Consider the following 25,629-nt stretch of genomic DNA (forward strand, 5'->3'; position numbering starts at 1 on the left):
GCCCGGGGCGGGGTGTTCGTCCCGTCCCGGGCGGCGTTTCCGGCCAACTCGCTCATCCGGTCACACAGCGCGACCCGACGGTGCTAGGTTCACTGGAAGGTCTTCTGCGCGCAGTCGTGGGGACCGTATCCCTTTTGTGGCGGGCTATCCCGGTTCCTCGCGGTCCCGCCGCAACCCGGAGTCGTGAGGACCTGAAGACGCAGTGAACGAGTCACCGAAGCTCTCTACGAAGATCATCGTCGCCGGCGGGTTCGGTGTCGGGAAGACGACGTTCGTGGGCGCCATCTCGGAGATCCCGCCGGTGCGTACCGAGGCCGCGGTCTCCGCGGCGAGCGCCGGGATCGACGACCTGTCGCAGACCCCGGACAAGACCAGCACCACCGTCGCCATGGACTTCGGCCGCATCTCGCTCGACACCGACCTGGTGCTCTACCTGTTCGGCACCCCCGGCCAGCAGCGCTTCTGGTTCATGTGGGACGACCTGGTCCGCGGCGCCCTGGGCGCGGTCATCCTGGTCGACGTCCGCCGCCTGGAGGACTCCTTCCAGGCCATCGACTACTTCGAGAAGCAGTACCGGCTGCCGTTCCTCATCGCGGTCAACGACTTCGCCCAGGAGGGCGGCTCCGGCTACACCGACCAGGAGCTGCGCGACGCCCTCGACCTGGAGGACGGCGTGCCCATCGTGCACTGCGACGCCCGCGACCGGCAGTCCGTGCTGGACACCCTGGTGGTCCTGGTCAAGCGGGCGATGGCGGTGGAGGCGCGGCAGAGCGCCCAGCTCGTCACCTGAGCCCGGCCCGGGCGGCCGTGCCCGGCCCGCGCCGGATGTGCCGGAACACACACCGGGTCCGGCGCGTTAGTCTTGCGTGGTGTTCGGACGAATGGCGGAGAGCGTCCGCAGGCTGCTGGGCAAGCCCGGTGCCGTGGACATCAGGCCCTATACCAAGCTGCTGGAACCCATCGAGGCCCGGGAAGAGGACCTGCGGGCTCTGGACGACGCGGAGCTCACCGCGAAGGCCGCCGAACTCGGCGACGCGGAGCTCCCCTACGAGCGCGCCGACCTGATCGAGCTGTGCGCCGTCGGGCGCGAGGCCGCCCGCCGCGCGCTCGGCGAGCGGCCCTTCGACGTCCAGCTGCTCGGCGTCATGGCGCTGCTGGACGGCCACGTCGCGGAGATGGCCACCGGTGAGGGCAAGACCCTGACCGGCGCGCTGGCCGCCGCCGGGTTCGCGCTCCGCGGCAAGCGGGTGCACGTGCTCAGCGTCAACGACTACCTGGCCCGGCGCGACGCCGAGTGGATGCGGCCCCTCTACGACCTGCTGGGCGTGGCGCCCTCCTGGGTCACCGAGGAGTCCGCGCCGGAGGAGCGGCGCATCGCCTACACCGCCGACGTCACCTACGCCTCGGTCAGCGAGGTCGGCTTCGACGTGCTGCGCGACCGGATGGTCACCGACGCCGGCGACCGGGTGCTGCCCGACCCCGAGGTGGCCATCGTCGACGAGGCCGACTCGGTGCTGGTCGACGAGGCGCGGGTGCCGCTGGTGCTGGCCGGGGCGGCCGAGGCCGCCGCGGCCGACCTGGAGATGGCCGAGCTGGTCCGCACGCTCAAGCCCCGGCGGCACTACGAGATCGACGAAGAGGGCCGCAACGTCCAGCTCACCGAGGACGGCATCGACGAGGTGGAGAAGCGCCTCGGCGGCATCGACCTCTACGACGAGGACGACGTCTCGGTGCTGCCGCGGGTCAACCTCGCGCTCCACGCCCACGTACTGCTCAAGCGGGACGTGCACTACGTCGTCCGGGACGGCGGGGTGCGGCTGATCAACGAGTCCCGCGGCCGCATCGCGCTGCTGCAGCGCTGGCCGGACGGGCTGCAGGCCGCGGTCGAGGCCAAGGAGAAGGTCGACGTCTCCGAGACCGGCGAGGTGCTGGACTCCATCACGGTGCAGGCCCTGGTGGTGCGCTACCCGACGCTGGGCGGGATGACCGGCACCGCGATGGCCGTCGCCGAGCAGCTGCGCGAGTTCTACGGGCTGGAGGTCGCCCAGGTCCCCTCCAACAAGCCGTGCGTCCGCGAGGACGAGGCCGACCGCCTCTACGCCACCCTGGAGGAGAAGGAGGACGCGGTCGTCGCCGAGGTGGCCGAGGTGCACGCCTCCGGCCGCCCGCTGCTCATCGGCACCCAGGACGTGGCCGAGTCCGAGCGGCTGGCCAAGCGCCTGGAGGGCGAGGGGCTGACCTGCTCGGTGCTGAACGCCAAGAACGACGCCGACGAGGCGGCGATCATCGCCGAGGCCGGCAAGTACGGCGCGATCACCGTCTCCACCCAGATGGCCGGCCGGGGCACCGACATCCGGCTCGGCGGCAGCGACATGGCCGACCGGGATCGGGTGGTGGAGGCCGGCGGCCTGTACGTGCTGGGCTACGGCCGCTACCCGAGCAGCCGGCTGGACGACCAGCTCCGCGGCCGCGCCGGGCGCCAGGGCGACCCCGGCAAGTCGGTGTTCTTCGTCAGCCTCGACGACGACCTGGTCACCGCCAACGTCGCCGACACCTCCGGCTACACCGCCGACGCCGAGGGCCGGGTCGCCGACCCCACCTGGCTGGGCACGGTCGACCACGCCCAGCGGGTCTCCGAGGGCCAGCTGCTGGAGGTGCACCGCAACACCTGGCGCTACAACAAGCTCATCGACGTCCAGCGCGGCGTGGTCCTGGAGCACCGCGAGGCCGTGCTCACCCAGGGGCTCGGCGACCGGCAGCTGGCCCTGGACTGCGCCCGGCACCACGCCGACCTCGTCGACGACGTGGAGGCCGGCGGCGGCGACGGCGAGGCGGAGGTCGCCCGGGCGGCCCGGCTCATCACCCTGTACCACCTGGACCGCGGGTGGACCGACCACAACGCCTTCCTCGCCGAGCTCCGCGAAGGCATCCATCTGCGCTTCCTCGGCCGCCGGGACCCGCTCGACGAGTTCAACCGGGACGCGGTCCCCGCCTTCAAGGGCTTCCTGGACGGCGCCCGGGCCAGGGCCGCCGAGACCTTCGCCGACACCGAGGCGGCCGACGGCGCGATCGACGTCTCCGCCGCCGGGGTGAAGCGCCCCTCGATGACCTGGACCTACATGGTCCACGACCACCCCTTCTCCTCCGACCTGGAGACCGTCGTCGGCCGGCTCAAGGGCAGGGGCGGCGGCACCTGACCGGCCGCCCGGGGCAGGGCCCGCCCTCCCCCGGGACCGGGGCCGGGGCGATTCCGCGCCGGGCCCGCCCGGCCATGGCGCCGTACCGCGGAAGAGCACGGAGTACCGACGGCCGCCCCGCCCGCCCCCGAAGGCCGGCGGGGCGCGGGGGCCGGGACCGCGGCCGCGCGGCCGCGGACGCTGCTGCGGGCCCAGGGCACCCGCCGGTTCCTGGTCGGCGGGTGGCCCCGGCGGGCGCTGGTGCACGCGGCGGCCGCGCCGCCGTCCGCGCTCCTCTTCGGCGTCCCGCTGCTCGTGCCGGCCCTGCCGCTCTCCATGCCGGCCAGGCCGGACCTGCCGCCCTCCGGCGGCGTGCACCGGCGGGTGACGGCGGTCCCGGCCTACCTGAGGTCCGGTGCGGACCGGAGGTGCGCACGGCCGCCCCGGGGCCGCGGAGGCCCGGGAGGGATAGGCGGGGAGCATCCGGGAAGCCGGTGCTTCAGGACGAAAGTCCCCGGCCGGAACTCCTGCACAAGATGCGACATATCGGACGGGAAAACGCCGTGCGAGGTCATATGCAATTGCATTTCGGGGCGGTAAAGTTCGGAGAATCCCCTCGGGAGCGGTCGAAAAGGCGGCCGCGCCTTCCCTGCGGAGGGGCGTATCTGGCCGGAGGACGGAGACGGGGTCGGCGTGGCTCACGAGGTCGGAGCGGAGGAGAAGGTCACCTACGGGCGCAACGACCGCTTCGATGGCGGTCCGGTCGGAGGCGGCCGGTTCTGGGTGGACGAGGAGGGGCGCCCCGCGGCGAGGATCGGAGGCCCGCAGGAATGGCGCCCCACCGGAATGCTCGACGTCCGCGTCGGGGACACGTTCAGCGTCGGCGGGCAGACGTGGAAAATCACCGAGATCTCCGAGGCGGAGACATCGGACGCCTATCTTCTCTGCGTCCGGATCAGCTGAAATAACGGACCGCCGGATTTCCATCCGGAAAACCGCGCGCCGGCCTCCGCACGGGGAGGCCCACCGGGGCGCCGCACCGCCGGGGCCGCCCGTGCGGCACACGCCGCCGGCCCGGCCCTCTCCCGCGCCCCGCCCGGCCGCCGCGCCCCGGAGGCGGACCGCGCCCCCCGGGGCGGCGGGGAGGAGGCCGACCGGTACCGGAGCCCTTCCGGCCCCGCCCGCCACCGGCCGTCGCAGCGGAGACGGGCCCGGTACGCCGCCCCGGCCCTGCTCGCCGAAGCGCCGGGGCCGCCTTGGCGAAGACCGCTCAGCGGGCGGCCGGCCCGCTCCGGCCGGACCCGTGGAGAAGGCGCGGAAGGAACCCCGTCCGCGCCGGGCGGCGGGGAGGGCGCCCCTGCCCCCGGCTCCGCCCGGCCGCCGCCGGGCCCGCGGCACCCGGCGGCGGGTTCAGCGCGCCGCGGCGGCGCGGGCGCGGGCGAAGGCCTTGCCCGCGGCGATCGCGGCGGAGGCGGCCTCCATCGAGGTGTAGCAGGGGACGCCGGCCCGCCGGGCGGCCGGGCGGAGGGCGTCCAGGAGGTCCGGAGGGCCGCACTCGGGGTTGCGCAGCACCAGGGTGACCCGGGAGGCGGGCAGCTCCTCCTGGAGCGCGGCCAAGTGCGAGACGTACTCCAGCAGGCCGTCCCGGACCGCCCCGCCGCCGTCGGCGCCCGGGGCCGCGAAGGTCGCGAAGCTCTGCACGTTGGCGTGCGCGACGATGTCCGGGAGCGCCCCGGCGGGGCTCTCCGCGGCGACCGCGGCGGAGGCCAGCCGGGCCAGGTCCTTGCGGCCCCGCGGCCCCAGCGGTATCTCCAGCGGGTTGCCGAGCGGAGCGCCGGCGCCCAGGCCCAGCGAGCGCAGCGCGGTGCGGGCGGCGCCGGAGAGCGGCTCCAGGCGCGCCCCGGCGGCGTCGAACACGTCGGCGGCCAGCACGCTCGCCCCGCCGCTCGGCCCGACCACCAGGACGCCCGGACCGCCGCCGGCCGGCCGGTGCGCGTGCAGCTCCAGGAAGTCCAGCGCACCGATCAGCGCGTCCTGGCCGTCCACCAGGGCCAGCCCGCACCGCTCGGCGAGCCCGGTCCAGATCCGGGCGTCGCGGACCATCCCCCCGGTGTGCGAGGCGGCGGCCCGCCCGCCCTGCGCGGTGCGGCCGCCGATCAGCGCGACCGCGGGGAGCCGCCCCGCGCACGCCTGCAGCGCCTCGGCCAGCGCCCGCCCGTCCCGCGGGTCCTCCAGGTAGAGGCCGAGGACGCCGGTGCCGGGGTCGGCGGCGAGGAACCGGACCAGCTCGGCCGGGGTGACGTCGGCGCTGTTGCCCAGGGTCGCCACCTTCGCGAACCGCAGCCCGCGCCGCTCGCCGACCCGGACCACCTCGCCGGCCAGCCCGCCGCTCTGCGAGACGAGGCTGATCCGGCCGGGCCTCCCCGGGGCGCCGCCGAGGAACGTCTGCCCCCCGGCCGGGGAGTAGACGCCCATGCAGTTGGGGCCGAGCAGCCGGGCGCCGCTCCGGCGGGCGGCCGCGCGCAGCTCCTCCTCCAGCGCCGCCCCCTCCGGCCCGGACTCGGCGAACCCGCCGCTCACCACCTGGACGAAGCCGATGCCGGCGGCGTCGCGCACCGCCTGCGCGCAGCCGCGCGCCGGGACCGCCACCAGCGCGTAGTCCACCTCCGGCGGGACGTCGCGCAGCGAGGGGACCGCGGGCACCCCGTCGACCTCGGCCGCCTCGGGGTGCACGGCGACCAGCGTCCCGGAGAAGCCCGCGGCGCGGTACTGGCCGAGGAGCATGTTGCCGAACGACGGGCGGCCGGCCGAGGCCCCGGCCACGGCGATCCCGCGCGGGGCGAACAGCCGGGTGAAGTCGGTTCCGGGGCCTCGGCCGGCCCCGCCCGCCCCGCCGCGCCGCGCCGCCGGCGCGACGGGCTCGCCGCCCTCCTCCCGGAGCAGCAGCCGGGCGTCGACCGCGACCGCCCCGCGCGGGCCGGCGATGACCGGGTTGAGTTCGAACTCGGCCAGCCGGGGCCCCAGCCGCTCGGCCAGGCCGCCGGGGCCGCCGACCGCCATGACCAGGTCGAGCAGGGCCGGGCGGTGCACGGGGGCGGCGCCCCGGGCGCCGTCGAGCAGGGCGGCGCCGCGCAGCCCGGCCAGCATCGCCTCGGCCTCGCCCCGGCGCACCGGGCAGGGCAGCACCGCGGCGTCGTCCAGCACCTCGGTCCAGACCCCGCCCAGGCCGACCATCAGCACCGGGCCGAACGCGGGGTCGGCCAGCGCGCCCACGATCAGCTCCACGCCCGGCTCGGCCTGCTCTTCGACGAGGAACCCCGCGGCGGCGTACCCGGCCCCGGACAGGGACCGGCCCATCTCCTCCGCGGCGGCGGCGACCTCGTCCGGCCCGGCCAGCCCGAGCCGGACCGCCCCGGCGTCGCTCTTGTGCAGCAGCCCGGGGCCGTGGGCCTTCAGCACCAGCGGGGGCCGCAGCCCCGCGGCCGCGCGCGCCGCGCCGGCCGCCGAGCCGGCCACCGCTCCGCGCGGTACGGGGACCCCGGCGCGGGCGGCGAGCGCCTTGGCCCGGTGCTCGGGAACGGCCTGCGGGGCCGGCCCGGGGCCGGTTCCGGCGGGTGCACTGGTCATGCGGAACTCCTCGGGTCGGGGCCCCGGTCCCGGGGCGGGGAGGGCCGATGGGCCCTGGCCCGGGCCCGCGGGGCGGGGCCGGAACGGGCCGCTGCGGGGCCCCAGGGCCCAAAAAGGAAAGCGGGCCCCTGGTGGGCCTGTCGGGGCGGACGGTGGCGGGGTGAGGATGCCGGAAGAGCGGTACGGGCCCGGACGTCGCCGAACGGGCCCGGTGGAGAGGCGTCCGGGTACGCCCGCGTCCGCTCCGCGGGCGTGCGCTGGACACGGGCGCAGGAGGACGGGGCCGGCACGGGGATCCGCGGCGCACCTTTCGCCATCCCCAGCGGATCGGACGACCGTGCCGGCCCGCGCCCCCTCCCCGGGCGGACCCGGGGAGGTGCGTCCGGGGACTCCGCGCCTCCGCGCCGCCTCGGAGGCGGGCGGCCGCGCAGCGGTGCGGCCCGCCCCTCTTCCCGAGGGCGCCCGCTCCGCCCCCTTCGGACCGGGCCTTCCCGCCCGCCGTCGCGGGGGAGGCGGGACGCGGGCCCGCCGGGGACCGCTCGGCCGCGCCGGTACGGCGGCCGGGGAGGGCGCACCGCCCGCTCCGGCGGGGGTCCCGGCCCCGGCCGGGCCGGGACCCGTCCGCCCGGAGGGAGGCCGCCGTCCGAGGCGGCCGGGCGGAGCGCACCGGTGTCCCGCCGGAGCGGGGAGTGCCATCGCGGGCGCCGCCGCTCGCGGGCGGGCGCGGACCGCTCCGCGGACCGTCGGAGTCCGGCGCGCCGCCGGAGCGGGCCCGGCTTCGGAACGGAGCTCGGAGGCACCGCCGGCAGGCCCCTTCCCGGCCGGGAGGGAGGGCGGCGTCCGGGGCGGCCGGCCGGGGAGGAGAACACGCGCCGGCGCCTCTTTCCGCACCGGGGCGGCGGTCACAGCCGGTCGGCGTAGCGGGCGCGGATCTCCCGGCGGAGCAGCTTGCCGGGGCCGCCCGAGGCGTCCGCGGTGTGCGGCAGCTCGTCGGCCAGCACCACCGCGTCGGGGCGCCGGTGCTCGGGCAGCCGCTCGGCCAGGGCCGCGGCGATGCCCTCCGCCGTCGCCCCCGACCCGGGGCGGGCCACCACGGCCAGCAGCAGCCGCTGCTCGACGGGGTCCTCGCCGTCGGTGTTCTCCGGCACCCCCACGGCCCCGGCCTCGGCCACCTGCTCCAGTTCGGCGGCGGCCTCCTCGACCTCGGCGGGCGGCGTCCAGCGCCCCCCTTTCAGGATCGCGTCGGAGCGCCGCCCCAGCACGTACAGCCTGCCCTCCGCGTCGATGCGGCCGAGGTCCCCGCCGACGTACCAGACGCCCCGGAGCACCTCTGCGGTCTTGTCCGGGCGGCCGTCGTAGCGGGCCATCCGGTGCGGGCCGGCCAGGTTGATCTCGCCGACCTCGTCCACCAGCGGCTCGCCGCCGGGGCCGGTGACCCGGACCGCGAACCCGGTGCGGGCCCGCCCGGAGGAGCGCAGGTCCTGGCTGCCGTCGTCGAGCCGGCCGCACACCGAGTAGGGGGCCTCGGTCTGGCCGTAGTAGCCGTACACCCGGGCCTGCGGCATCCGCTCCTTGATCCGGTCGAGCAGCGCCGGGGCCAGCGGCTCGCCGCCGAGGACGATGGTGGTGACCGAGGACAGGTCGGCGGTGCGGTGCGCGTCGCCGGCGAGCAGCGCGCTGAAGAAGCTCGGGATCAGGCTGACGTGGGTGACCTTCTCCCGGGGCACCACCCGGAGGAAGTTCTCCGGCCCCCAGTCCTGCTCCAGCACCAGGTGCATCCGCCCGTACAGCGCCGGGCCGGCGATGGCGGGGAAGCCGATGCCCCAGATGATCGCGCCGGTGCCGAAGACCGAGTCGGCCTCGCGCGGGATGTCCTGCCACAGCCGCGCGGTGGCCAGCGCGCCGGCGTGGGTGTGCAGCACCGCCTTGGGCAGGTCGGTGGAGCCGGAGGTGTAGAAGAGGGCCAGCGGGTCGTCCCCGGAGCCGCGGATCTCCGGCTGGTCCTCGGGGCACCGGGCGGCGAGGGCGTCCAGATCCACCGCGTCCTCGGAGGGGCCGCCGAGCCGCAGCCACAGGCCGATCCCGGGCAGCTTGGGGCGGATCTCCGCGACGAGCGCGTCCATCCCGGCGTCGTAGACGAACGCGGTGGCGCCGGAGCGGTCGACCACGGCCGCCAGCACCTCGGCGCTCCAGAACGGGTTGAGCGCCGCGGTCACCGCGCCGATCTTGAACTGGGCGAGGTAGGTCTCGGCCACGCCGAGCGTCTCGCCGAGCAGCGCGGCGACCCGCCTGCCGGGGGCGACGCCGGAGCGGAGCAGGGCGTGGGCGCGCCGGTTGACCGCCCGGTCCAGCTCGGCGTAGCTGAACCGGCGCTCGCCGCAGTAGGTCAGCGCGGTCCGGTCCGGGCAGGCGAGCGCGCCGGCGGTGAGGACGGCGTAGCCGTAGTTGCCGAAGGGGTCGGCCGCGGGGGCGGGTGCGTTGGCGGGGGAGGGCGTCACGGTTCCGGTCTCCTTCGCTGCCTGCGGTCGCCGGTGCCGCGCCCGGCCGGGCGCGGCACCGGGGTCATCGCCGGGGGAGGGGTGAGTAGAGGACCACGGGGTTGCCGGAGGGGTCGCCGACGACGGCGCGGACCTCGTGCGGGCCGGCCTCGGCCGGGCGGAGCAGCGGCGCCCCCCGGCGGGTCAGCTCGGCGACGGCCGCCTCGACGTCGGGCACCCGCACCGAGACGGCGGGGACGCCGCCGGTGACCTCCTCGCCGCCGGCGGCCAGGGCCAGGGTGACCCCGCCGCCGTCCAGCGCGGCGAACCGGTCCCCGTCGGTGAACCGGACCGGCAGGCCGAGGCCGTCGCGGTAGAAGGCGGCGGAGGCCGCCACGTCGGTGCTGGGGTACAGGACGCTGCCGATGCGGGCCGCGGCGCCGTCGCTCATCGCTCTCCTTCGCGTCGGGGGCGGAAGTCGGGGATCGGGCCGAAGCCGGGCAGCTCGGTGAAGGCCACCTCGACCGGCATGCCGACCGCCTCGGCGCCGGGCGGGTGGCCGAGCAGGCCGCCGAAGGCGCGCAGTCCGGGCTGCTCCTCCAGCTCCACCCAGGCCACGGTGTAGGGGGCCAGTCCGGCGAAGCCGGGGACGAAGGGGCGGTGCACCGTGGTGTGGGTGACCACGCGCCCCCGCCCGGAGACCGCCTCGTAGGCCAGGGAACCGCCGCCGCAGAACGGGCAGCGCTCCTCGGGGAAGTGCACGTAGCGGCGGCACGAGGCGCACCGCTGGATGGAGAGCACTCCGGCCCGGCAGGAGGCCCAGTACGGCTCGGTGAGCGGGGTCGGCACCGGGTGCGGCCGCTCGCCGGGGACGCTCATCGCGGCGACCTCCTCACTGCCGGCCCTGCGGTGCGGTCCGGAGCCCGGTCCGCTGCGGGACCCGTGACAACCGGATGCAGTCAAGCTAGCGTACGCTTGGTTGGTCGGCAAGGGCGGGCGCCGTCCGGGCCGGCCGCGGCCGCGCCTCCCCCCGGCCCGGGGCGGGAGGCGCGGCGCCCCGGCGCCCGCGCGCCGGGCCGGACCCGGAGGAAGGCGGGAGCCGATGCCGTTCGACCTGCGCACCGCGCTGGCGCCGGAGCGCACCGCGGTGCTCGCGATGGAGCTCCAGGAGGGCGTCATCGGCGAGGGGGCGCGCTTCCCCGAGCTCGCCGCGGCGGCGGAGCGGGCGGGCCTGCGGGCCAACGCCGCCCGGGTGCTGGGCGCGGCGCGCGCCGCCGGCGTCCCGGTGGTGCACTGCACCGCGGCCTTCCGCGCCGACCGCCGGGGCAGCCACACCGGCAACTCCCCGTTCATCCGCCGCCTGCTGCGCGACCCCGGCCACATGCTGGAGGGCACCCCGGCCGCCGAGGTCCTCGGCGGGCTGCGCGACCCCGGCGACCTGGAGTCCCGCCGCCACCACGGCTTCTCCCCGTTCACCGGGACCGGCCTGGACACCGCGCTGCGCGCGATGGGCACCGGCACCGTGGTCGCCCTCGGCCTCTCGGTCAACCTGGGCGTCCTGGGGCTCGCCCTGGAGGCGGTCAACCTCGGCTACCGGGTCGTCGTCGCCGAGGACGCGGTGGCGGGGGTCCCGGAGGAGTACGCGCGGGCGGTCATGGAGAACACCATCGCCCTGCTCGCGGCGCGGGCGCCGGCGGAGGACATCGCCGCCGCCTGGGCCGGCTGAGCGGGGACGGAGCCGCCGTGCGGCGGCCGACGGGAAGGACGGAGCGGATGGCCGACGGACACCGCGGGCGGCCCCTGGACGGGCGGACCGCGCTGGTCACCGGAGGAGCGGGCGGCATCGGCCGGGCGGTCTGCGCGGCGCTGGCCGCGGCCGGGGCGCGCACGGTGGTGGCCGACCTCGACGGGGCGGGGGCGGAGCGGACCGCCGCGGCGCTGCCCGGCGCCGCCGCGGTCCGGATCGACCTGGCCGACCCGGAGGACGTCGCCGCCGGCGCCGACCGGGTGCGCGCCGCCGCCCCCGGCGGCGTGGACGTCCTGGTGCACAACGCCGGGGTGAGCGTCATCGGCCCGTTCTGCGAGAGCGACCCCGCCGACTGGGATCTGATGTGGCGGGTCAACGCCCGCGCCCCGATGCAGCTCACCCAGGCCTTCCTGCCCGGGATGACCGAGCGCGGGTTCGGCCGGCTGATCTTCGTCTCCTCCGACGGCGCCCGGGCCGGCTCCGGCGGGGAGGGCGCCTACGCGGCGACCAAGGCCGCGCTGTTCGGCCTGGCCAAGACGCTGGCCAGGGAGACCGCCCGGCACGGGGTGACCAGCAACGTGCTCTGCCCCGGCCCCACCGACACGCCGATGCTGCGCGGCGTGGCCCGGGAGCACCCCGGCCTGGTGGACCGGCTGGCCCGGGGGATCCCGGCCGGCCGGCTGGGCGAGCCCCGGGACGTGGCCGAGGCCGCCGCCTTCCTGGCCGGCCCGGGGGCCGCCTACATCACCGGCCAGACGCTGTCGCTGAGCGGCGGCCTGACCATGCACTGACCCGCGGGCGGCCCGCCGCTCAGCGGAGGCTGTCGTAGACCGCCTTGACCAGGCGCATGGAGCGCATCCCGCCGGACAGCTGCGCGCCCAGCCCGTTCACCACGTAGCCCAGGGAGATGCCGTGATCGATGTCGGCCAGGCCGATCGAGCCGCCCGATCCGGTGTGCCCGAACGCGCCCTGCCGGGCGGCCCGGGGCACCGCGAAGGTGAGCGAGGGCCGCATGAAGCCCAGCCCGAACGAGCTCTCCAGCACCAGCACCCGGTCCGGCCCGGCCACTCGGGGCCGGACGGCGCCGCGCAGCGTCTCCGGCGCGACGATCCGCCCGGCCAGCAGGTCGCGGTAGAACCCGGCCAGGCCGGTGGCGGTGGTGACCACGCCGGCGGCCGGCCACCCCGCGGCGAGCACGCCCCGGTTGTTGAACCGGCCGGGCACCGCCGCCATGTCGGGCCGGGCGAAGCTCCGGGAGAACGGGCTCTCCGGGTCCTGCGCGGCGCGCTTCATCCGGCTGAGCGGGTCGTCCCCGGTCGGCGCGGCCCCGGCCGGGGCCCCGCCGCGGTCCGCGTCGGCGGCCGAGGAGGTGAGCCGCGCGGCGCGGTCCAGCACCGCGTCGGGCGCGCCGACCCACAGGTCCAGGCCGAGCGGCCCGGCGATCTCGTCGGCCACGTAGCCGCCCACGGTGCGCCCGTCCAGTCGGCGCACGATCTCCCCGGCCAGCCAGCCGTAGGTGAAGGTGTGGTAGCCGTGCGCGGTCCCCGGCTCCCACTCGGGCTCCTGCCCGGCGAGCAGCGCGGCCATCGCCGCGGGGTCGGCGGCCTCCTCCGCCGACACCGGCCGGGCGAACGCCGGAAGCCCGGCCTGGTGGGAGAGGAGGTGCTCGCCGGTCACCCCGGCCTTGCCCGCCGCGTCGAACCCGGGCCACCAGGAGGCCGCCGGCGCGGTCAGGTCGTGCCCGCCGCGCTCGGCGGTGCGCAGCGCGGCGGCCGCGGTCAGCGCCTTGGTGCAGGAGAACGCGAAGCAGGGGGTGTCGCGCTCCCAGCGGCGCCCGGTCCTGTGGTCGGCGAGGCCGCCCCACAGCTCGACGACCTTCTCGTCGCCGACGTGCACGGTGATCGCGGCCCCGGTCTCCAGGCCGCGGGCGAAGTTGTTCTCGAACACCTTGCGCACCCGCGCGAACTCCGGCGCGCACGCCCCCTGCACCTCGGCGGCCCCGTCCGGAACCGCCTCTCCGCTCTGAGCTGCCGATCGCACCTGCGACACTCCCTTCTCCGGCCGCGCGGCGGCCGCCTCCGCGACTGTAGACCACCCGCCCCCGGGGGCGCCCGCCCGGGACCCCGGGCCCGATGAGAGGCGCGGCACGCCCCCGCGGCCCCGTACCCGCGGGGAGCGGCGCGCACCGCGCACGAACGGACAGGAGGACGGCCATGCCCGAACCGCCGCACAACTGGGGCCGCTGGGGGGACGGCGACCAGCTCGGCACGTTGAACCTGCTCACCCCGGAGCGGGTGCTCGCCGCGCTGGCGGCGGCGCGCACCGGCCGGGTGCTCAGCCTGGCCCTGCCGATCAAGGGGGCGACCTCGGGGGCGGCCCCCTCCGGGATCCCGCACATGGCGGGGCGGCCGCTGCCGCAGCACTTCATGTCGATCGACGGCGGCGACTACGCGGCCGGCGTGCGCCCGATCGGCGCCGGCCTGAAGACCGCCGACGACGCGCTGGTGCTCTCCCCGCACGGCACCACCACGCACATGGACGCGCTCTGCCACATGTGGAGCGGGGACGCGCTGTACAACGGCCACCCGGCGGGCAGGGTGCGCAGCTACGGCGCGGGTCGGCTGGGCATCGAGCACGCCGCCGGGCGCGGCGTGGTCGCCCGCGGCGTGCTGTTCGACGCCGCCCGGCACCGAGGGGTGGAGCGGCTGGAGGCGGGGGACCGGGTCGGCGCGGAGGAGCTGGAGGAGATGGCGGCCGCCGCCGGGTCGGACGGGCCGCGGGCCGGCGACGCCGTGCTGCTGCGCACCGGGTGGCCGCTGGCCTGGGCCGAGGACCCCGCGCGCTACCAGGGCGCCCAGCCCGGACTGGGCGCCGACGCCGGGCGCTGGCTGGCCGGGCGCGACGTCGCGCTGGTCGCCGCGGACAACACCGCGGTGCAGGGACTGAACGCCGAGGGCCGCTCCGACGAGGACCTCGGCGACGACCTGCACCTCACCCTGCTCTGGCGGCACGGCGTCCACCTGGCGGAGATGCTCTGGCTGGAGGAGCTGGCCGCGGCGCTCGCCGCCGGGGACCGGTCCGACTTCCTGTTCATCGCCCTCCCGCTCCCGGTGCACGGCGGCACGGCGAGCCCGGTCAACCCGGTCGCGGTGCTGTGACGGCCCCCTGCCGGGCGGACCCCGGCGCGGCCGGGCGCCGGTCCGGCCGGTCCGCGGAGCACCGGCCCGGCGCCCGGCCCGCCCGCGAGCGCGGGCGCGGGCGCCCGGACCCCGCTCGGCGGGCCGGCCCCCGTCCGCATCGCCCCGGGGCCGCCCGCCGTCTCGCGGGGGCGCCCCCGAGAGACGGGCGCGGAGTGGGCGGGGCCGTCCGCGGCCCCGCCGGCCGCCGTCCAAAAGCGCGAGGCGGCCGCGGGCTCCCGGAGGAGCCGCCCGTTCCCGGGCACCGGTCCGTCCGGCCTGCTCGGCGGGGCCGGGCGGCGGTGCAGGCGGTGGGCGCCCGGCCTGCGCCGACGCGCTCCGAGCGTTCCGGGGCCGGCCGAGAGGGGGGGGCGGATCGTTGGAGAATCCGGCCGCGAGCGAGCGGCTCGGATGGGAATCGAGCAGGCCGCATGCGACAGGACAGCAGCTCGGAGGGGTCCCCGGGGCGCCGAAACCTGGGGGCGGCGGCCGGATCCGGCCGCTCGCGGGGGTGGAAGCCTGTTTATCGGCTGCTTATCCTTGCTGCTCATGTGGGTGGTTCCCGGGCCGCTCAGGGGACGAATCGAGACATTTCAGTTACACGAACAGGCCATGGGCGTGATCCCCGGGCCGCTACGTTCTGAACGCGGCGGGCCCTGCTCCCCGGCGGGCGCGGGGGCCGCCTCCGGCCGGGGCCGGTCCGCCCCGCGGCCGGTCCCAGGGGCTGTCCCCCGCCCCTGGGCCCGGTCCGCTCCCCGGACGCCGCTCATTCCCCCGGGTAGCCCCCGCCGCCGTGCTCCGCGTCCAGCGCCGCGTAGTCCGGCAGCTGCCCGGCCCGGGGCACCTCGTCGGTGAACACCACCCGCCGCGGCTTCTTGTACGAGGCCAGCAGGGAGCGGGCGTGCGCCACCACGGCCCCGGCGTCCAGGGCCGATCCGGGCGCCCGCCGCACCACCGCGGTGACGCTCTGCCCCCACCGCGCGTCCGGCACCCCGATCACCGCCGCGTCGGCGATCTCCGGGTGAGCCCTGAGCGCGCGCTCGACCTCCGCCGGGTAGACGTTCTCGTTCCCGGTCTTGATCATCTTCAGCCGGGGCCCGATGAAGGTGATCGTCCCGTCGGGCTCGCGCCGCCCCAGGTCGCCGGTGCGGTGCCAGCCGCCCTCCGCCTTGCGCCGGTTCAGCTCGGGGCGGCCGTGGTAGCCGCTGAACAGCGTCCTGCCCCGGGCGGTGATCTCCCCGGTCTCGCCGGCGGGCAGCTCCTCGCCGTCCGGGCCGGCGATGCGCACCTGCACCATCGGCGAGGGCCGGCCCGCGCCGCCCGCCCCGCCCATGCCCAGGGCCAGGAAGGTGAGCATCCCGCCGACCTCGGTCTGGCCGTACCCGCCCATCCCGGAGGCGTTCCACGGGTCGGTCCCCACGGTGATCCGGGAGTCCCAGTCCGGGGAGTGCGCGGTGAAGCGCAGGCTGGACAGGTCGCGCCCGCCGGCCGCCTCGGCGATCGCGTCCAGCATCGGACCGAAGCCGAAGATGTGGTCGACCCGCTCGGCCTCGATCAGCCGGGCGGCCTCGGCCGCGTCGAAGGAGGGCAGGTAGACGTTGGCGCCCCCGGCGTGCAGCGCGGCCAGGTTGAACATCACCGTGCCGACGTGGAACAGCGGGCCGCTGTTGAGGAAGGTGAACCCGGGCTCGATCCGGCGCAGCCAGAGCAGGACCGCGCTGTGCGCCAGCAGCGCGTCGGAGGAGAGCAGCGCGCAGCTCGGCCGCCCGTCGAAGGCCGCGGTGTACAGGCCGAGCACGGGCAGCGAGCCGTCGCCGTCGGCGTCGGGGTCCCCGGCGGGCGCGGCGGCCAGGAACTCCTCGTACTCGTCCGGCTCCGCGCCCGGGGCGCCGGCCGCGCAGTGCACCCAGCGGGCCCCGGCGGCCTCCGGTGCGGCCTCGCGGGCGGCGCGGACCGCCTCCCCGATGCCCTCGGACTGCCACAGCACCGCGGCGGGGGCCAGGTCGGAGAGGACGAAGGCGAGCTCGTCGGCGCTCTGCCGCCAGTTCGCCGGGACGAAGACCGCGCCGAGCCGGCCCGCGGCGAGCAGGCCCTCCTGCAGCCGGACGGAGTTGCGCCCGATGTAGCAGACCCGGTCGCCGCGGCCGACGCCGGCCGCGGCCAGCGCGTTCGCCAGCCGGTTCACCCGGTCGTCGAGCTCGGCGTAGCCGAGCCGCACCGGGCCGTCCACGGCGGCCGTGCCGTCCGGCCGGGACCGCCGGTGCTCGCGCAGGACGTCGCCGAGGGTGAGTCGATGGACGGTCATGCTGCCTCCGGGGGCGGGGAGGGGGCGGGGGAGTGCGGCGCGCCGGTCACCGGAAGGCCGGCATGACCTCGGCCGCGAAGAACTTCAGCACCTTCTTCATCTCCTCGACCGGCATCGGCCGGGTGCTGCCGAAGTCGCAGAGCAGGTGGTCGAAGCCCATCTCGCGGAGCATGGCGATCTGGCCGACCACGCGCTCGGGGTCGCCGATCACCTCCAGCTGCTCCCAGCGGAAGTCGGGCCCGACCGAGCCGCCCTTGAGGTAGCGGTTCTGCCAGTACTCGAAGCCCTCGGCGACCTCGCCGGTGCGCCGGTCCACCGGTGCGCTGCGCTCGTTGAAGATGCGGGACCGGTCGAAGGAGGACTCGAACCGCTCCAGGTCCTCGCGGGCCTGCTCGGCGGTGGGCGCCACGTACACCGACCGGCTGACCACGAGTTCGGCGGCGTCCGGGTCGTGGCCGTGCGCGGCGGCGGTGGCCCGCCAGGTCTCGGCGGCGCGGGCGACCTTGCGGAACGGGGCCGCCGGGTCGGCGAGCACGGGCAGGCCGCGGGCGGCGTAGCGCTCGACGGTCTCCGGGCTGACCGCGGCGACGTGGATCGGCGGGTGCGGGTCCTGCAGCGGCAGCGGCACCAGGGCGACGCCCTCGTCGATGCCGGGCGCCACCCGGTGGAACTCGCCCTCGTGGCGCACCCGCTCCCCGCTCCACAGCGCGCGGATCACCCCGAGCGACTCGTCGAAGCGGGCGCGCGCCTGGGCGAGGTCGACGCCGAACCCGTCGAACTCGAAGCTCTGGTAGCCGCGTCCGACCCCGAAGTCCAGCCGCCCGCCGGAGACCACGTCGACCAGGGCGGCCTGCTCGGCGACGTGCACCGGGTCGTACAGCGGCAGCACCACGATCCCGGTGCCCAGCCGGAGCCGCTCGGTCCGGGCCGCCAGGTGCCCGAGGAAGGTCAGCACCGAGGGCACCGCACCGTAGTCGCGGAAGTGGTGCTCGGCGAGGCGCACCCCGTCGAACCCCAGCTCCTCGGCGAGTTCGATGAGCTCGACGTGGTAGTCGTACACCTCTCCGAACGACTGCCCGTCGAAGCGGTGGAACAGGTGGAACGTGGAGAACTTCATTGCTCGGGCCGCTCCTCGTGCGATGGGGTCTCTGCACCGCCTCATACCAAGCGCTCGCTTGGGTAGCGTAACAGCCGCCCCCGAGCCTGGCCAGCGTCGGGCGGTCCGGCCCCCCGGGCCCTTCCAGCGCGATGATCTTGACGCTGCGGGGGCATCGGAGCGCTTCGTCGCCCCCGCAGCGTCAAGATCATCGAGGAGGGGCGGGTGGCGGGCGGCCGGGGGCGGGCCGCTAGGTTCGGGCACATGGCAATCAGGCACATCGCGCTGTTCAGCTGGAACTCCGAGGCGACGCCGGAGCGCGTCGCCGAGATCGAGGGGGCGCTCTCCCGGCTTCCGGGGCTCATCCCGGCGCTGCGCGGCTACAGTTTCGGTCCGGACCTGGGCATCTCCGAGGGCAACTTCGACTTCGCCGTGGTGGCCGACGTCGACGACGCGGACGGGTTCGCCGCCTACCGCGACCACCCGGACCACCAGGCCGTGCTGGGGCTGGTCAAGCCGCTGCTGGCCGCGCGGGCGGCGGTGCAGTTCGTCCTCCCGGAGTCCGATTAGATCGCGTTCTCGTTCACCGTTCCCGGGACGGGTGCCGGTCGGCGCCCGCCCCGCTCTCGTGTCCCCCCGGTGACCTGTTCCCGAGTGGGGGAAAGCGGATCGCGCCGCACCGGACCGGTCGCGAGGGTTGCGCTAGAACGAGTTCCAGTATTACCTTTTGGGGCAGAGCCGGGCCCGGTGCGGGCGCCCGGACCGGGCGCGGACCCGGCGGGGCGGCCACCGGGCGGCAGGCAGAAGAACGCGTCGCCCGCCGGGGATGGATCGCGCCCCGTCCCCGGCGGGCGGCGTCTCTGCGCGGGAGGCGCCATGCGCGGCAGCGGAATCGCCGACCGGGCGGCCGTGGCCGGCGTCGGGGCGACCCCGCTCAGCCGGGCCTCGGGCCGCACCGAGCTCTCACTGGCCGCCGAGGCCGCCCGCGCCGCGCTCGCGGACGCCGGGATCGGCCCGGACGGCGTGGACGCCGTGCTCAGCTACCACCTGGACGACTCGGCGCCGGTGACCGAACTCGCCCGCGAACTCGGCATGAACCGGCTGGGCTGGCACAACGAGATCCGCGGCGGCGGGACGCAGAGCGCCTCGATCCTCGGCGACGCCGCCATGCTGGTGGCCACCGGCCAGGCCGAGACGGTCCTGGTCTACCGGGCGCTCAACGGCCGCTCCGGGAAGCGGATGAACCGCACCGGACTCCGCCTCGGCGCCGGCGTCGAGCAGCAGTTCACCGTCCCCTACGGGGTCCTGGGCCCGGTCAACGCCTTCGCCATGGTCGCCCGGAGCTATCTGCGCGAGGCCGGTCTGGACGGGCGCGACCTGGCCGCCGTGGTCGGGGCGTCCCGGGCGCACGCCGCCGCCAACCCGCGCGCGCTCCGCCGCACCCCGCTGGACCGGGCCGGCTACCTCGCCGAGCCGATGGTCTCCGAACCGCTCCGCCGGGCCGACTGCTGCCAGGAGACCGACGGCGCGTGCGCGCTGGTCGTCACCGGCTCCGGGCGGGCCCTCGCGGCGGGGGCGCCGCGGATCCGCGCCGTGGTGCGCGGCGGCCGGCCGGGGCACTCCCGCCCGGACCGCACCCCCGACCCGGCCGGGGTGTTCTCCGCGGGCCTGGCCCCGGAGCTGTACGCGGCGGCCGGGATGCGCCCCGCCGACGTCGACGTCGCCCTGCTCTACGACGCCTACTCGTTCCTGGTCCCGCGCCAGCTCGCCGACTTCGGCCTGGTCGCCCCGGAGGACATGGCCCGGGTGCTGCGCTCCGGCGGGATCACGGCCGCGGGCGCGGCGGCGGCCGGCGGCGTCCCGGTCAACCCGCACGGCGGCCTGCTCTCCGAGGGGTACGTGCACGGGCTGAACAACACCGCCGAGGCGGTCCGCCAGCTCCGCGGCGACGGGGTGAACCAGGTGCCCGGCGCGTCGGCGGCACTGTGCACCGGCTTCGGCGGCGCCTACGGCGCCGCCGCCCTCCTCGTCGTCGCCTGACCGGGAGGAGGACGCCCCCCGGCGGGGCCGGGCGGGCGCGGCCCGAGGGTGCCCGCCGCGTCCGCCGGGCCGGGGGCGAGCCCCATGAGAACCCGGCCGGGGCCCCGCCGGTGCCGCGCCGGCCCTTCCGGCCGGCGGACGGCGGCCCGGTCGACGAGTCCCGGGGGCCGCCCGGCCGGCCGCTCGGCGCCGCGATCACCGCGCCGCGGAACGGCCGGGACCGGCTGCACAGGTCGGCCCGGTCAGGCCACCGGGACCCCCAGGGCGCGCAGGTCGCCGGCGGTGCGCACGGTGAAGAACCAGTCCCGGAACCGGTCGTGCGCCCGGAGCGGCCCCGCGGGGGCCAGCGCCCGCTCCCCGACCAGGTGGAACCGGTAGCCGAACGGCGCCAGCAGCGCGGTCAGCCGGTCGGTGTCGGCGCCGGGCAGCACCTCGCACAGCACGTCCGGCCGGTGCTCCCGGAGGAACCCCTGCCCGTGCGCGAACACCTCGGCCTCGGTGCCCTCGACGTCCACCTTGAGCAGCGGGCGCCCCCGGTCGGCGCTGCCCGCCTCGCCGGTGAACGCGTCCAGCGCGACGGTGCGCACCGGGACCCCGTCGGCGAAGTCCATCTCGCTGGAGTAGAAGCAGGGCAGCGCCGAGTCGCCGGACTCGGCGGGCATCGCGACCAGGCCGTCCAGCGCGCCGACCCCCACGTGGTGCAGCGTGGTGCGGTGCAGCACCCGGTTGCGCACCGCGTTGTCGAACAGCCCGCGATAGACCTCCGGGACCATCTCGAAGGCGTGCGCCCGCAGCTCGGCGTTGACCGCGGTCCCGACCAGGGTGAACAGCCCGGTGTAGGCGCCGATGTCGAACACCGTCGGCGCCCGGCGGGCCAGTGCGGCGAACGCCTGCACGGCGAGGTCGTCGGCGGGGCCGGGGCGGCGGCCCCGCCCCCAGTACAGCTCCTTGGCGATCACGCAGCGCGCCGGGGCGAGCATGGTGAAGGAGGCCCCGCCGGCGTACCCGGTGACCTCGCGGACCGAGGACGGTGCGGGGAGCCGGCCGGTGGCGCGCAGCCCCGGCGCGGCGAGGCGGACCGCGCCGCGCATCGCCAGGTTCGGCAGCGGGCTGCCGAGGAGCCGCTTGACGTGCTTCTTCGCCCCGTACCAGCTGCGTTTGCGGGCGGTGGCGGTGGCCCGGAAGTCGGTGCCGTCCGGCGGTCCGGGCCGCCGGCCCGGGCCGGGCCCGCCGCGGGTGCGCTGCGCGGGGACGGGCCCGCCGGTGCGGGTGCGCTGTGCCATGGGAGGCGCCCTCCGGGACTTCCGGGTCGGATGTCTGCCGCGGGCGCCGGTGCGGCCCGCGCGGCCAGGCTAACGCGCGGGCCGCCGCCGTTCACCGACATCGCCGGGCGTGTACGCCGGACGTGCCGGGGTCAGGCCTCGAAGGAGCGCTCGCCGAAGCTGATCCCGTCGAAGAGCACCGTCATGAAGTGCTCGGCCAGGTCATCGGTGCCGAGCGGGCCGTCCGGGCGGTACCAGCGGACCGCCACCCAGATGGTGTCGCGGATCATCCGGTAGGTGAGCTTGGGGTCGATGTCCGGACGGAAGGCGCCCTTGGCCTGGCCGTCCCGGATCACGTCCATCCAGATCCGCTGGATCTCCTGCTCGGCCTCCTCCAGGTAGCCGAACCGGGGGAACTGGCGCAGGTAGTTCCAGTCGTTCTGCAGCACGGTGATCGCGGCGCGGTGCGGTTTGAGCGAGCGGTACGCGGCGCCGATCAGCCTGCCGAGCAGCTCCCGGGGCTCGCCGCCCTCCTCCAGCGCGGCGCGGTAGTCGCCCAGCAGCTCGTCGAGGTAGGAGGAGAGCACCTCGTCCACGATCGACTCCTTGGAGTCGAAGTGGTGGTAGAGGCTTCCGGAGAGGATCCCGGCCTCGTCGGCGATCTCGCGGACGGTGGTGGCCTGGAAGCCCTTCTGGGCGAAGAGGTCGGCGGCGAGCCGGACCAGGTCGACCCGGCGCTCCGAGGCGAGCGCGGAGGACTGGCGGCCCCGCCTGCGCGGGGCGCGGGGCGGCGTGCGCGCGGATCCGCCCTGGTCGGAGTCCTGGCCGGAGGGTGAGGCGCCGGTGGCGCTGCTGCGGGTGTTCACGCTCCCATTATGCGGACGCTGTCCAATCGCTTGCTCGTCCGGAGGCGCTCACCCCAGCAGGGCGCTCATCTCGCGGACGGTCGGGCAGGGCCAGCGGAGCATGCAGCACTGGCAGCGCTGCACGGCGGGCCCGGGGCCGCTGCTGATGCCGCCGCCGTCGCGCGGCCGGTGCAGCGAGAGCAGGTTGAGGCAGAGGTCGGCGAAGGCCGAGATCTCGTGCCGGGCGTTGGCGTAGAACGCCACGTCGTTGATGCGCAGCAGCCCGCTGTCGCAGTTCTGCCGGGGAATGCCGACGGTGTCCGGCCCCCAGGGCGCCGCCCGGTCGGCCCGCTCGCGCACCCCCTCGACGTACAGGCGGAGCCGTTCGTGCACATCGAGCTGGTCGTCCGCAGAGGCGAACAGATCGGAGATCGACATCGGACCCCTTCCCCCGGTCCATACTCACTGTGCAAATAATGTCACAGAGTGTGTTCAGGGGAGAGGGGAAACGCCCTGCGGCCCGCTTCCGGGCGGATCCGCGCGGGCCGCCCCGGGGGGCATGGGGCGGCCCGCGCCTCGGGATGGCCGCACGGGGGCGGCCGCCGGGGCCGCCCGCCCACCCGGGGCAGGTGCCCGGGCGGAGCGGGGGTCAACCCCGGATGGCCGGATCCGGCACGGCCCCCCGGCGCGGCGGGAGCACCGGGGCCGGCGGCGAGGCGAAGAAACCGGTGTCGGAGGCGGGCCGGCGCAGCATCCGGTAGAGCCCCACCTGCCCCACCGCCATCAGCGGGACCAGCGGGACGATCGCGATCCCGGCCAGGGCCAGGGTGCCCGCCGGCGGGCCGTCCAGCGGCAGCGCCTGGGCGGCGGCCGCCAGCAGCGGGGCCGAGCCGATCGCCACCGCCGAGGTGTGCCGGGACAGCCGCGGGCCGGACAGCCCGGCCGTCGCCGCCAGCGCCGCGGCCGGCACCAGCGCGGCGGCGGCCAGCACCAGCGGCCGCTCGATCGCGGAGCCGCCGGGCAGCACCGCCGCCACCGCGGTGACCGCGACCGCGCCCAGGGCGACCCGGGCCAGCACCCGGGTGAGCCGGCCGGCGTCGTCGGCGCTCGCCGCCTCCCCGGTCTCCGCCGGCACCAGGCGCTCCGCGCCGAACGCGGCACCGCGCAGCAGGAAGACCGCGGCGACGGCGAGCGTGCAGGCGACGGTGAACGGGCTCGGCGCCGCCCCGCCGGAGATCAGCCCGGCCAGCACCGCGCCCCAGCTCAGCGCGAGCACCCAGCTGCCGCCGACGATCAGCGCGTCGCACCCCCGCCGCCAGGACCCGGTGTCGATGCGGGCCCGGAACCACAGCCCGGCGTCGCGCAGCAGCCACGCCGCGAGCAGCACGGTGAACACCGGCCACAGGCCGCCGAAGAGCGCGCTCTTCAGCTCCGGGAAGAGGCCGGCGACGACGCCGACCGCGCCCACCAGCCACACCTCGGTGCCGAGGAAGTAGGGGGCGGCGGCCGACACCAGGCGCCGCCGCTCGGTCGGGGTGCGGGCCAGGTAGGGCATGAGCATGCCCAGGCCGATGTCGCACCCGGCGAGCACGAAGTAGCCCACGACCAGGCCGGTGAGGAAGAGGACGGGGACGGTATCCATGCTTGGTTCTCCTGCGGTCGTCGGGCTGGTGGTCAGAAGGTCCGGACGGGGGCGGGCTCCGCCTCCTCGGCGGCGGCCGGCGCCAGCGGCCCGCCCTCGGGGCCGCGCCGGGCGAACCGGACGAGCAGCCAGAGGGTGGCCCCGCCGAGCACGGCGAAGGCGACGGTGAAGAAGGAGAAGGAGGCGAGCGCCATCGCCGGGCTCAGGTCGGTCATCGCGTCGGCGGTGGTCAGGTGGCCCCGCACCACCCAGGGCTGGCGCTCGGTCTCCCGGAAGATCCACCCGCCGATGCTCGCGGCGTAGGGGAGCACCGGCAGGAACACCACCGGGTGCAGGAACCAGCGCCACTTGCTCAGACCGCGCAGCAGCCACACCAGCGCCAGCAGCCCGGCCGCGATGGAGATCAGCAGCCACGAGCTCATCATCACGATGTCGCCGGTCGCCCCGAACGCGCCGGCGACGGAGGAGTCCGCGGCCTTCTCGATGGCCGCGATCTCGTCGGCGGTGTAGGTGAGCCCGGCCGTCGGCGGCTCCTTGCCGAACAGGCTGAACTGGGTGCCGCCGGTGATCACCGTGGGCATCACGCCGAGGACCAGCATCACCGTGCCGCCGCGGATCCCGCGGTGGAACATCCGGTCCGGGTCGTTGCGCCGGGCCAGGTGGTAGGCGCTGACCGCGGCCACCACCGCGCCGCCGACCAGCAGGGCGCCGCTCGCCACGTGCCAGAACGCCATCACCGCCGAGGGGTTGGCGACCAGCGCCATCGGGTCCTCCAGCACGGCCTCGCCGCCCTCGATCCGGAACCCGTCGGGCCACTTGAGGACGCCGTTGGCGACCAGCACCCAGTAGGCGGAGAGGTAGGCGGTGCCCGTCACCACCAGGAAGCAGGCCCAGTGCGCCCAGCGGCCCATCCGGTCCCAGCCGAAGATCCACAGGCCGAGGAAGGTCGACTCGATGAAGAACGCGGCCATCGTCTCCACCGCGAGCGGGGCGCCGAACACGTAGCCGAACATCTCGTTCAGCCCGCTCCAGTTCAGCCCCAGCTGGAGCTCCATGACCAGACCGGACAGGATGCCCATCGCGTAGTTGACCAGGTAGAGGCCGCCCCAGAAGCGCACCGCGCGCATCCGCGCGGCGTCCCGGCGCAGTGTCGCGATGAACTGGGTGACCAAGATGTACGGCGCCAGGCCGAGGGTGAAGGCGACGAACATGTAGTGCGTCGCCGCTGTGAGCGCGAACTGGAGCCGCGCGAGGACAAGCGGGTCGTCGAACATCGCCCTGCGCCTTCGCCGGTAGGGGAACGGAACGCTCCGATGCTCCTGCCCGACCCGCCCTCCGGGCATCGCCCGGGGGAAGGCAATCTCCCTACCGCACCGGGGGTGCGGAACCCGCTCCGGCTACGCCCCCGGGGGTAGGGGGGAACCCCGACGCCTCCCCGGGGGCGGCCGCCCGGACCCCGGGGAGGCCCCGGACGCCCGGCCGGGGAGCGGGGGCGCGGCGGCGCCCCGGCCCGCCCCCGGGTCAGTCCAGCCAGCCGGGGGTCACCAGCGACGACTCGTAGGCGAGGACCACCAGCTGGGCGCGGTCGCGCATGCGCAGCTTCACCATGATCCGGCTGACGTGGGTCTTGGCCGTGGCGGGGCTGACCACCAGCCGCCCGGCGATCTCGTCGTTGGACAGCCCCGCGCCGACCAGCGCGAGCACCTCGCGCTCCCGCTCGGTCAGCCCGTCCAGGGAGGCGGCCGGCGCGGCGGCGCGCGGCGCCCGCCGGGCGTAGTCGGAGATCAGCCTGCGGGTGACGCCGGGCGAGAGCAGCGCGTCCCCTTCGGCGACCACCCGGACCGCCTGCAGCAGGTCCTCCGGCTCGGTGTCCTTGACCAGGAACCCGCTGGCGCCCATGCGCAGCGCCTCGAAGATGTACTCGTCCAGGTCGAAGGTGGTGAGGATGATGATCCGGGGGCCGTCCGGGCCGGACTCGGCGAGGATCCGCCCGCTGGCGGCGAGCCCGTCGGTGCCGGGCATCCGGATGTCCATCAGGACGACGTCGGGGCGGGCCGAGGCGGTCAGCCGGACCGCTTCGGCACCGTCGGCGGCCTCGGCCACCACCTCGATGTCGGGGGCGCTGTTCAGCAGGGCCCGGAACCCCGCCCGGACCAGCGACTGGTCGTCGGCCAGCAGTACTCTGATCAATCCTCGCCCCTCACTGTGGTCGAGCGCTCCTCACCCGGCCCCACCC

Annotated in this window: 21 protein-coding genes; 8 read left to right on the top strand and 13 right to left on the bottom strand. The window is 76.6% G+C overall.

The window, feature by feature from the left end; genetic code table 11:
* Positions 1–202 precede the first annotated feature (202 nt).
* From J0910_RS09380 to J0910_RS09390, 3 genes are all read left to right on the top strand, one after another.
* Positions 203–790, top strand: coding sequence for a GTP-binding protein (locus tag J0910_RS09380; protein WP_420158137.1), 588 nt, complete (start codon positions 203–205; stop codon positions 788–790).
* A 91-nt stretch (positions 791–881) separates the two neighbouring features.
* The gene (gene secA2, locus J0910_RS09385) at positions 882–3,197 is read left to right on the top strand and encodes an accessory Sec system translocase SecA2 (RefSeq protein WP_420161929.1); all 2,316 of its coding nucleotides are present in this window, start codon (positions 882–884) and stop codon (positions 3,195–3,197) included.
* 672 nt (positions 3,198–3,869) lie between these two features.
* A complete protein-coding gene (locus J0910_RS09390) occupies positions 3,870–4,139 on the top strand; it encodes a DUF6406 domain-containing protein (RefSeq protein ID WP_420158138.1) in 270 nt (89 codons plus the stop codon).
* Positions 4,140–4,586: 447 nt separating this feature from the next.
* Here the strand turns inward: J0910_RS09390 and J0910_RS09395 are convergent, their stop codons facing one another.
* The 4 genes from J0910_RS09395 to J0910_RS09410 form a co-directional block, all read right to left on the bottom strand.
* Positions 4,587–6,803 carry an acetate--CoA ligase family protein gene (locus J0910_RS09395; protein ID WP_420158139.1) on the bottom strand — a complete coding sequence of 739 codons (2,217 nt, stop codon included), beginning with the start codon at positions 6,801–6,803 and terminating at the stop codon, positions 4,587–4,589.
* Between the two features lie 902 nt (positions 6,804–7,705).
* The gene (locus J0910_RS09400; protein WP_420158140.1) at positions 7,706–9,301 is read right to left on the bottom strand and encodes a class I adenylate-forming enzyme family protein; all 1,596 of its coding nucleotides are present in this window, start codon (positions 9,299–9,301) and stop codon (positions 7,706–7,708) included.
* 64 nt (positions 9,302–9,365) lie between these two features.
* Entirely contained in the window at positions 9,366–9,731 is a 366-nt protein-coding gene (locus tag J0910_RS09405; protein ID WP_420158141.1) for a VOC family protein, read from the bottom strand.
* Positions 9,728–10,159, bottom strand: coding sequence for a Zn-ribbon domain-containing OB-fold protein (locus tag J0910_RS09410; RefSeq protein ID WP_420158142.1), 432 nt, complete (start codon positions 10,157–10,159; stop codon positions 9,728–9,730). Before J0910_RS09410 ends, J0910_RS09405 begins: the two co-directional genes overlap by 4 nt.
* Positions 10,160–10,382: 223 nt before the next feature.
* Between J0910_RS09410 and J0910_RS09415 the strand changes: the two genes are divergently transcribed.
* Both J0910_RS09415 and J0910_RS09420 read left to right on the top strand, forming a co-directional pair.
* Positions 10,383–11,006: a cysteine hydrolase family protein gene (locus J0910_RS09415; protein WP_420158143.1), complete on the top strand. Its 624-nt coding sequence runs from the start codon at positions 10,383–10,385 to the stop codon at positions 11,004–11,006.
* A 47-nt stretch (positions 11,007–11,053) separates the two neighbouring features.
* Positions 11,054–11,818, top strand: coding sequence for an SDR family NAD(P)-dependent oxidoreductase (locus tag J0910_RS09420; RefSeq protein WP_420158144.1), 765 nt, complete (start codon positions 11,054–11,056; stop codon positions 11,816–11,818).
* A gap of 19 nt (positions 11,819–11,837) precedes the next feature.
* On the opposite strand, the gene J0910_RS09425 is transcribed toward J0910_RS09420, so the two are convergent.
* Complete coding sequence (locus J0910_RS09425) at positions 11,838–13,067, bottom strand: serine hydrolase domain-containing protein (RefSeq protein ID WP_420158145.1); 1,230 nt, start codon at positions 13,065–13,067, stop codon at positions 11,838–11,840.
* Between the two features lie 173 nt (positions 13,068–13,240).
* Between J0910_RS09425 and J0910_RS09430 the strand changes: the two genes are divergently transcribed.
* On the top strand, positions 13,241–14,185 hold the full coding sequence (locus tag J0910_RS09430; protein ID WP_420158146.1) for a cyclase family protein: 945 nt from the start codon (positions 13,241–13,243) through the stop codon (positions 14,183–14,185).
* Between the two features lie 784 nt (positions 14,186–14,969).
* Here the strand turns inward: J0910_RS09430 and J0910_RS09435 are convergent.
* Together J0910_RS09435 and J0910_RS09440 are read right to left on the bottom strand one after the other, a co-directional pair.
* A complete protein-coding gene (locus tag J0910_RS09435; protein ID WP_420158147.1) occupies positions 14,970–16,508 on the bottom strand; it encodes an AMP-binding protein in 1,539 nt (512 codons plus the stop codon).
* A gap of 46 nt (positions 16,509–16,554) precedes the next feature.
* Complete coding sequence (locus J0910_RS09440; RefSeq protein ID WP_420158148.1) at positions 16,555–17,625, bottom strand: LLM class flavin-dependent oxidoreductase; 1,071 nt, start codon at positions 17,623–17,625, stop codon at positions 16,555–16,557.
* 243 nt (positions 17,626–17,868) lie between these two features.
* Between J0910_RS09440 and J0910_RS09445 the strand changes: the two genes are divergently transcribed.
* Positions 17,869–18,174 (top strand): Dabb family protein, encoded by a 306-nt coding sequence (locus J0910_RS09445; RefSeq protein WP_420158149.1) that lies wholly within the window; start codon positions 17,869–17,871, stop codon positions 18,172–18,174.
* A gap of 306 nt (positions 18,175–18,480) precedes the next feature.
* A complete protein-coding gene (locus tag J0910_RS09450) occupies positions 18,481–19,644 on the top strand; it encodes a thiolase C-terminal domain-containing protein (protein WP_420158150.1) in 1,164 nt (387 codons plus the stop codon).
* A gap of 242 nt (positions 19,645–19,886) precedes the next feature.
* Here the strand turns inward: J0910_RS09450 and J0910_RS09455 are convergent, their stop codons facing one another.
* The 6 genes from J0910_RS09455 to J0910_RS09480 all read right to left on the bottom strand — a co-directional run bounded on the left by J0910_RS09455 (position 19,887) and on the right by J0910_RS09480 (position 25,583).
* Positions 19,887–20,927, bottom strand: a complete 1,041-nt coding sequence (locus tag J0910_RS09455; protein WP_420158151.1) for an FkbM family methyltransferase — start codon at positions 20,925–20,927, stop codon at positions 19,887–19,889.
* A gap of 131 nt (positions 20,928–21,058) precedes the next feature.
* On the bottom strand, positions 21,059–21,772 hold the full coding sequence (locus J0910_RS09460) for a TetR/AcrR family transcriptional regulator (protein ID WP_420158152.1): 714 nt from the start codon (positions 21,770–21,772) through the stop codon (positions 21,059–21,061).
* A 48-nt stretch (positions 21,773–21,820) separates the two neighbouring features.
* Positions 21,821–22,189 (bottom strand): hypothetical protein, encoded by a 369-nt coding sequence (locus J0910_RS09465; RefSeq protein WP_420158153.1) that lies wholly within the window; start codon positions 22,187–22,189, stop codon positions 21,821–21,823.
* 211 nt (positions 22,190–22,400) lie between these two features.
* Positions 22,401–23,393, bottom strand: a complete 993-nt coding sequence (locus J0910_RS09470; protein ID WP_420158154.1) for a cytochrome d ubiquinol oxidase subunit II — start codon at positions 23,391–23,393, stop codon at positions 22,401–22,403.
* 32 nt (positions 23,394–23,425) lie between these two features.
* Positions 23,426–24,667 carry a cytochrome ubiquinol oxidase subunit I gene (locus J0910_RS09475; RefSeq protein ID WP_420158155.1) on the bottom strand — a complete coding sequence of 414 codons (1,242 nt, stop codon included), beginning with the start codon at positions 24,665–24,667 and terminating at the stop codon, positions 23,426–23,428.
* A 247-nt stretch (positions 24,668–24,914) separates the two neighbouring features.
* The gene (locus tag J0910_RS09480) at positions 24,915–25,583 is read right to left on the bottom strand and encodes a response regulator (protein WP_420158156.1); all 669 of its coding nucleotides are present in this window, start codon (positions 25,581–25,583) and stop codon (positions 24,915–24,917) included.
* Positions 25,584–25,629 lie beyond the last annotated feature (46 nt).

The organism is Nocardiopsis oceanisediminis (assembly GCF_048595525.1).
Lineage (GTDB): Bacteria > Actinomycetota > Actinomycetes > Streptosporangiales > Streptosporangiaceae > Nocardiopsis_A > Nocardiopsis_A oceanisediminis.

Bases quoted from the DNA above. Each gene is read 5' to 3' on its own strand.
- secA2 (WP_420161929.1), top strand. From the start codon at position 882: ATGGCGGAGAGCGTCCGCAGGCTGCTGGGCAAGCCCGGTGCCGTGGAC.
- J0910_RS09395 (WP_420158139.1), bottom strand. From the start codon at position 6,803: ATGACCAGTGCACCCGCCGGAACCGGCCCCGGGCCGGCCCCGCAGGCC.
- J0910_RS09405 (WP_420158141.1), bottom strand. From the start codon at position 9,731: ATGAGCGACGGCGCCGCGGCCCGCATCGGCAGCGTCCTGTACCCCAGC.
- J0910_RS09410 (WP_420158142.1), bottom strand. From the start codon at position 10,159: ATGAGCGTCCCCGGCGAGCGGCCGCACCCGGTGCCGACCCCGCTCACC.
- J0910_RS09415 (WP_420158143.1), top strand. From the start codon at position 10,383: ATGCCGTTCGACCTGCGCACCGCGCTGGCGCCGGAGCGCACCGCGGTG.
- J0910_RS09420 (WP_420158144.1), top strand. From the start codon at position 11,054: ATGGCCGACGGACACCGCGGGCGGCCCCTGGACGGGCGGACCGCGCTG.
- J0910_RS09430 (WP_420158146.1), top strand. From the start codon at position 13,241: ATGCCCGAACCGCCGCACAACTGGGGCCGCTGGGGGGACGGCGACCAG.
- J0910_RS09435 (WP_420158147.1), bottom strand. From the start codon at position 16,508: ATGACCGTCCATCGACTCACCCTCGGCGACGTCCTGCGCGAGCACCGG.
- J0910_RS09440 (WP_420158148.1), bottom strand. From the start codon at position 17,625: ATGAAGTTCTCCACGTTCCACCTGTTCCACCGCTTCGACGGGCAGTCG.
- J0910_RS09445 (WP_420158149.1), top strand. From the start codon at position 17,869: ATGGCAATCAGGCACATCGCGCTGTTCAGCTGGAACTCCGAGGCGACG.
- J0910_RS09450 (WP_420158150.1), top strand. From the start codon at position 18,481: ATGCGCGGCAGCGGAATCGCCGACCGGGCGGCCGTGGCCGGCGTCGGG.
- J0910_RS09455 (WP_420158151.1), bottom strand. From the start codon at position 20,927: ATGGCACAGCGCACCCGCACCGGCGGGCCCGTCCCCGCGCAGCGCACC.
- J0910_RS09465 (WP_420158153.1), bottom strand. From the start codon at position 22,189: ATGTCGATCTCCGATCTGTTCGCCTCTGCGGACGACCAGCTCGATGTG.
- J0910_RS09470 (WP_420158154.1), bottom strand. From the start codon at position 23,393: ATGGATACCGTCCCCGTCCTCTTCCTCACCGGCCTGGTCGTGGGCTAC.
- J0910_RS09475 (WP_420158155.1), bottom strand. From the start codon at position 24,667: ATGTTCGACGACCCGCTTGTCCTCGCGCGGCTCCAGTTCGCGCTCACA.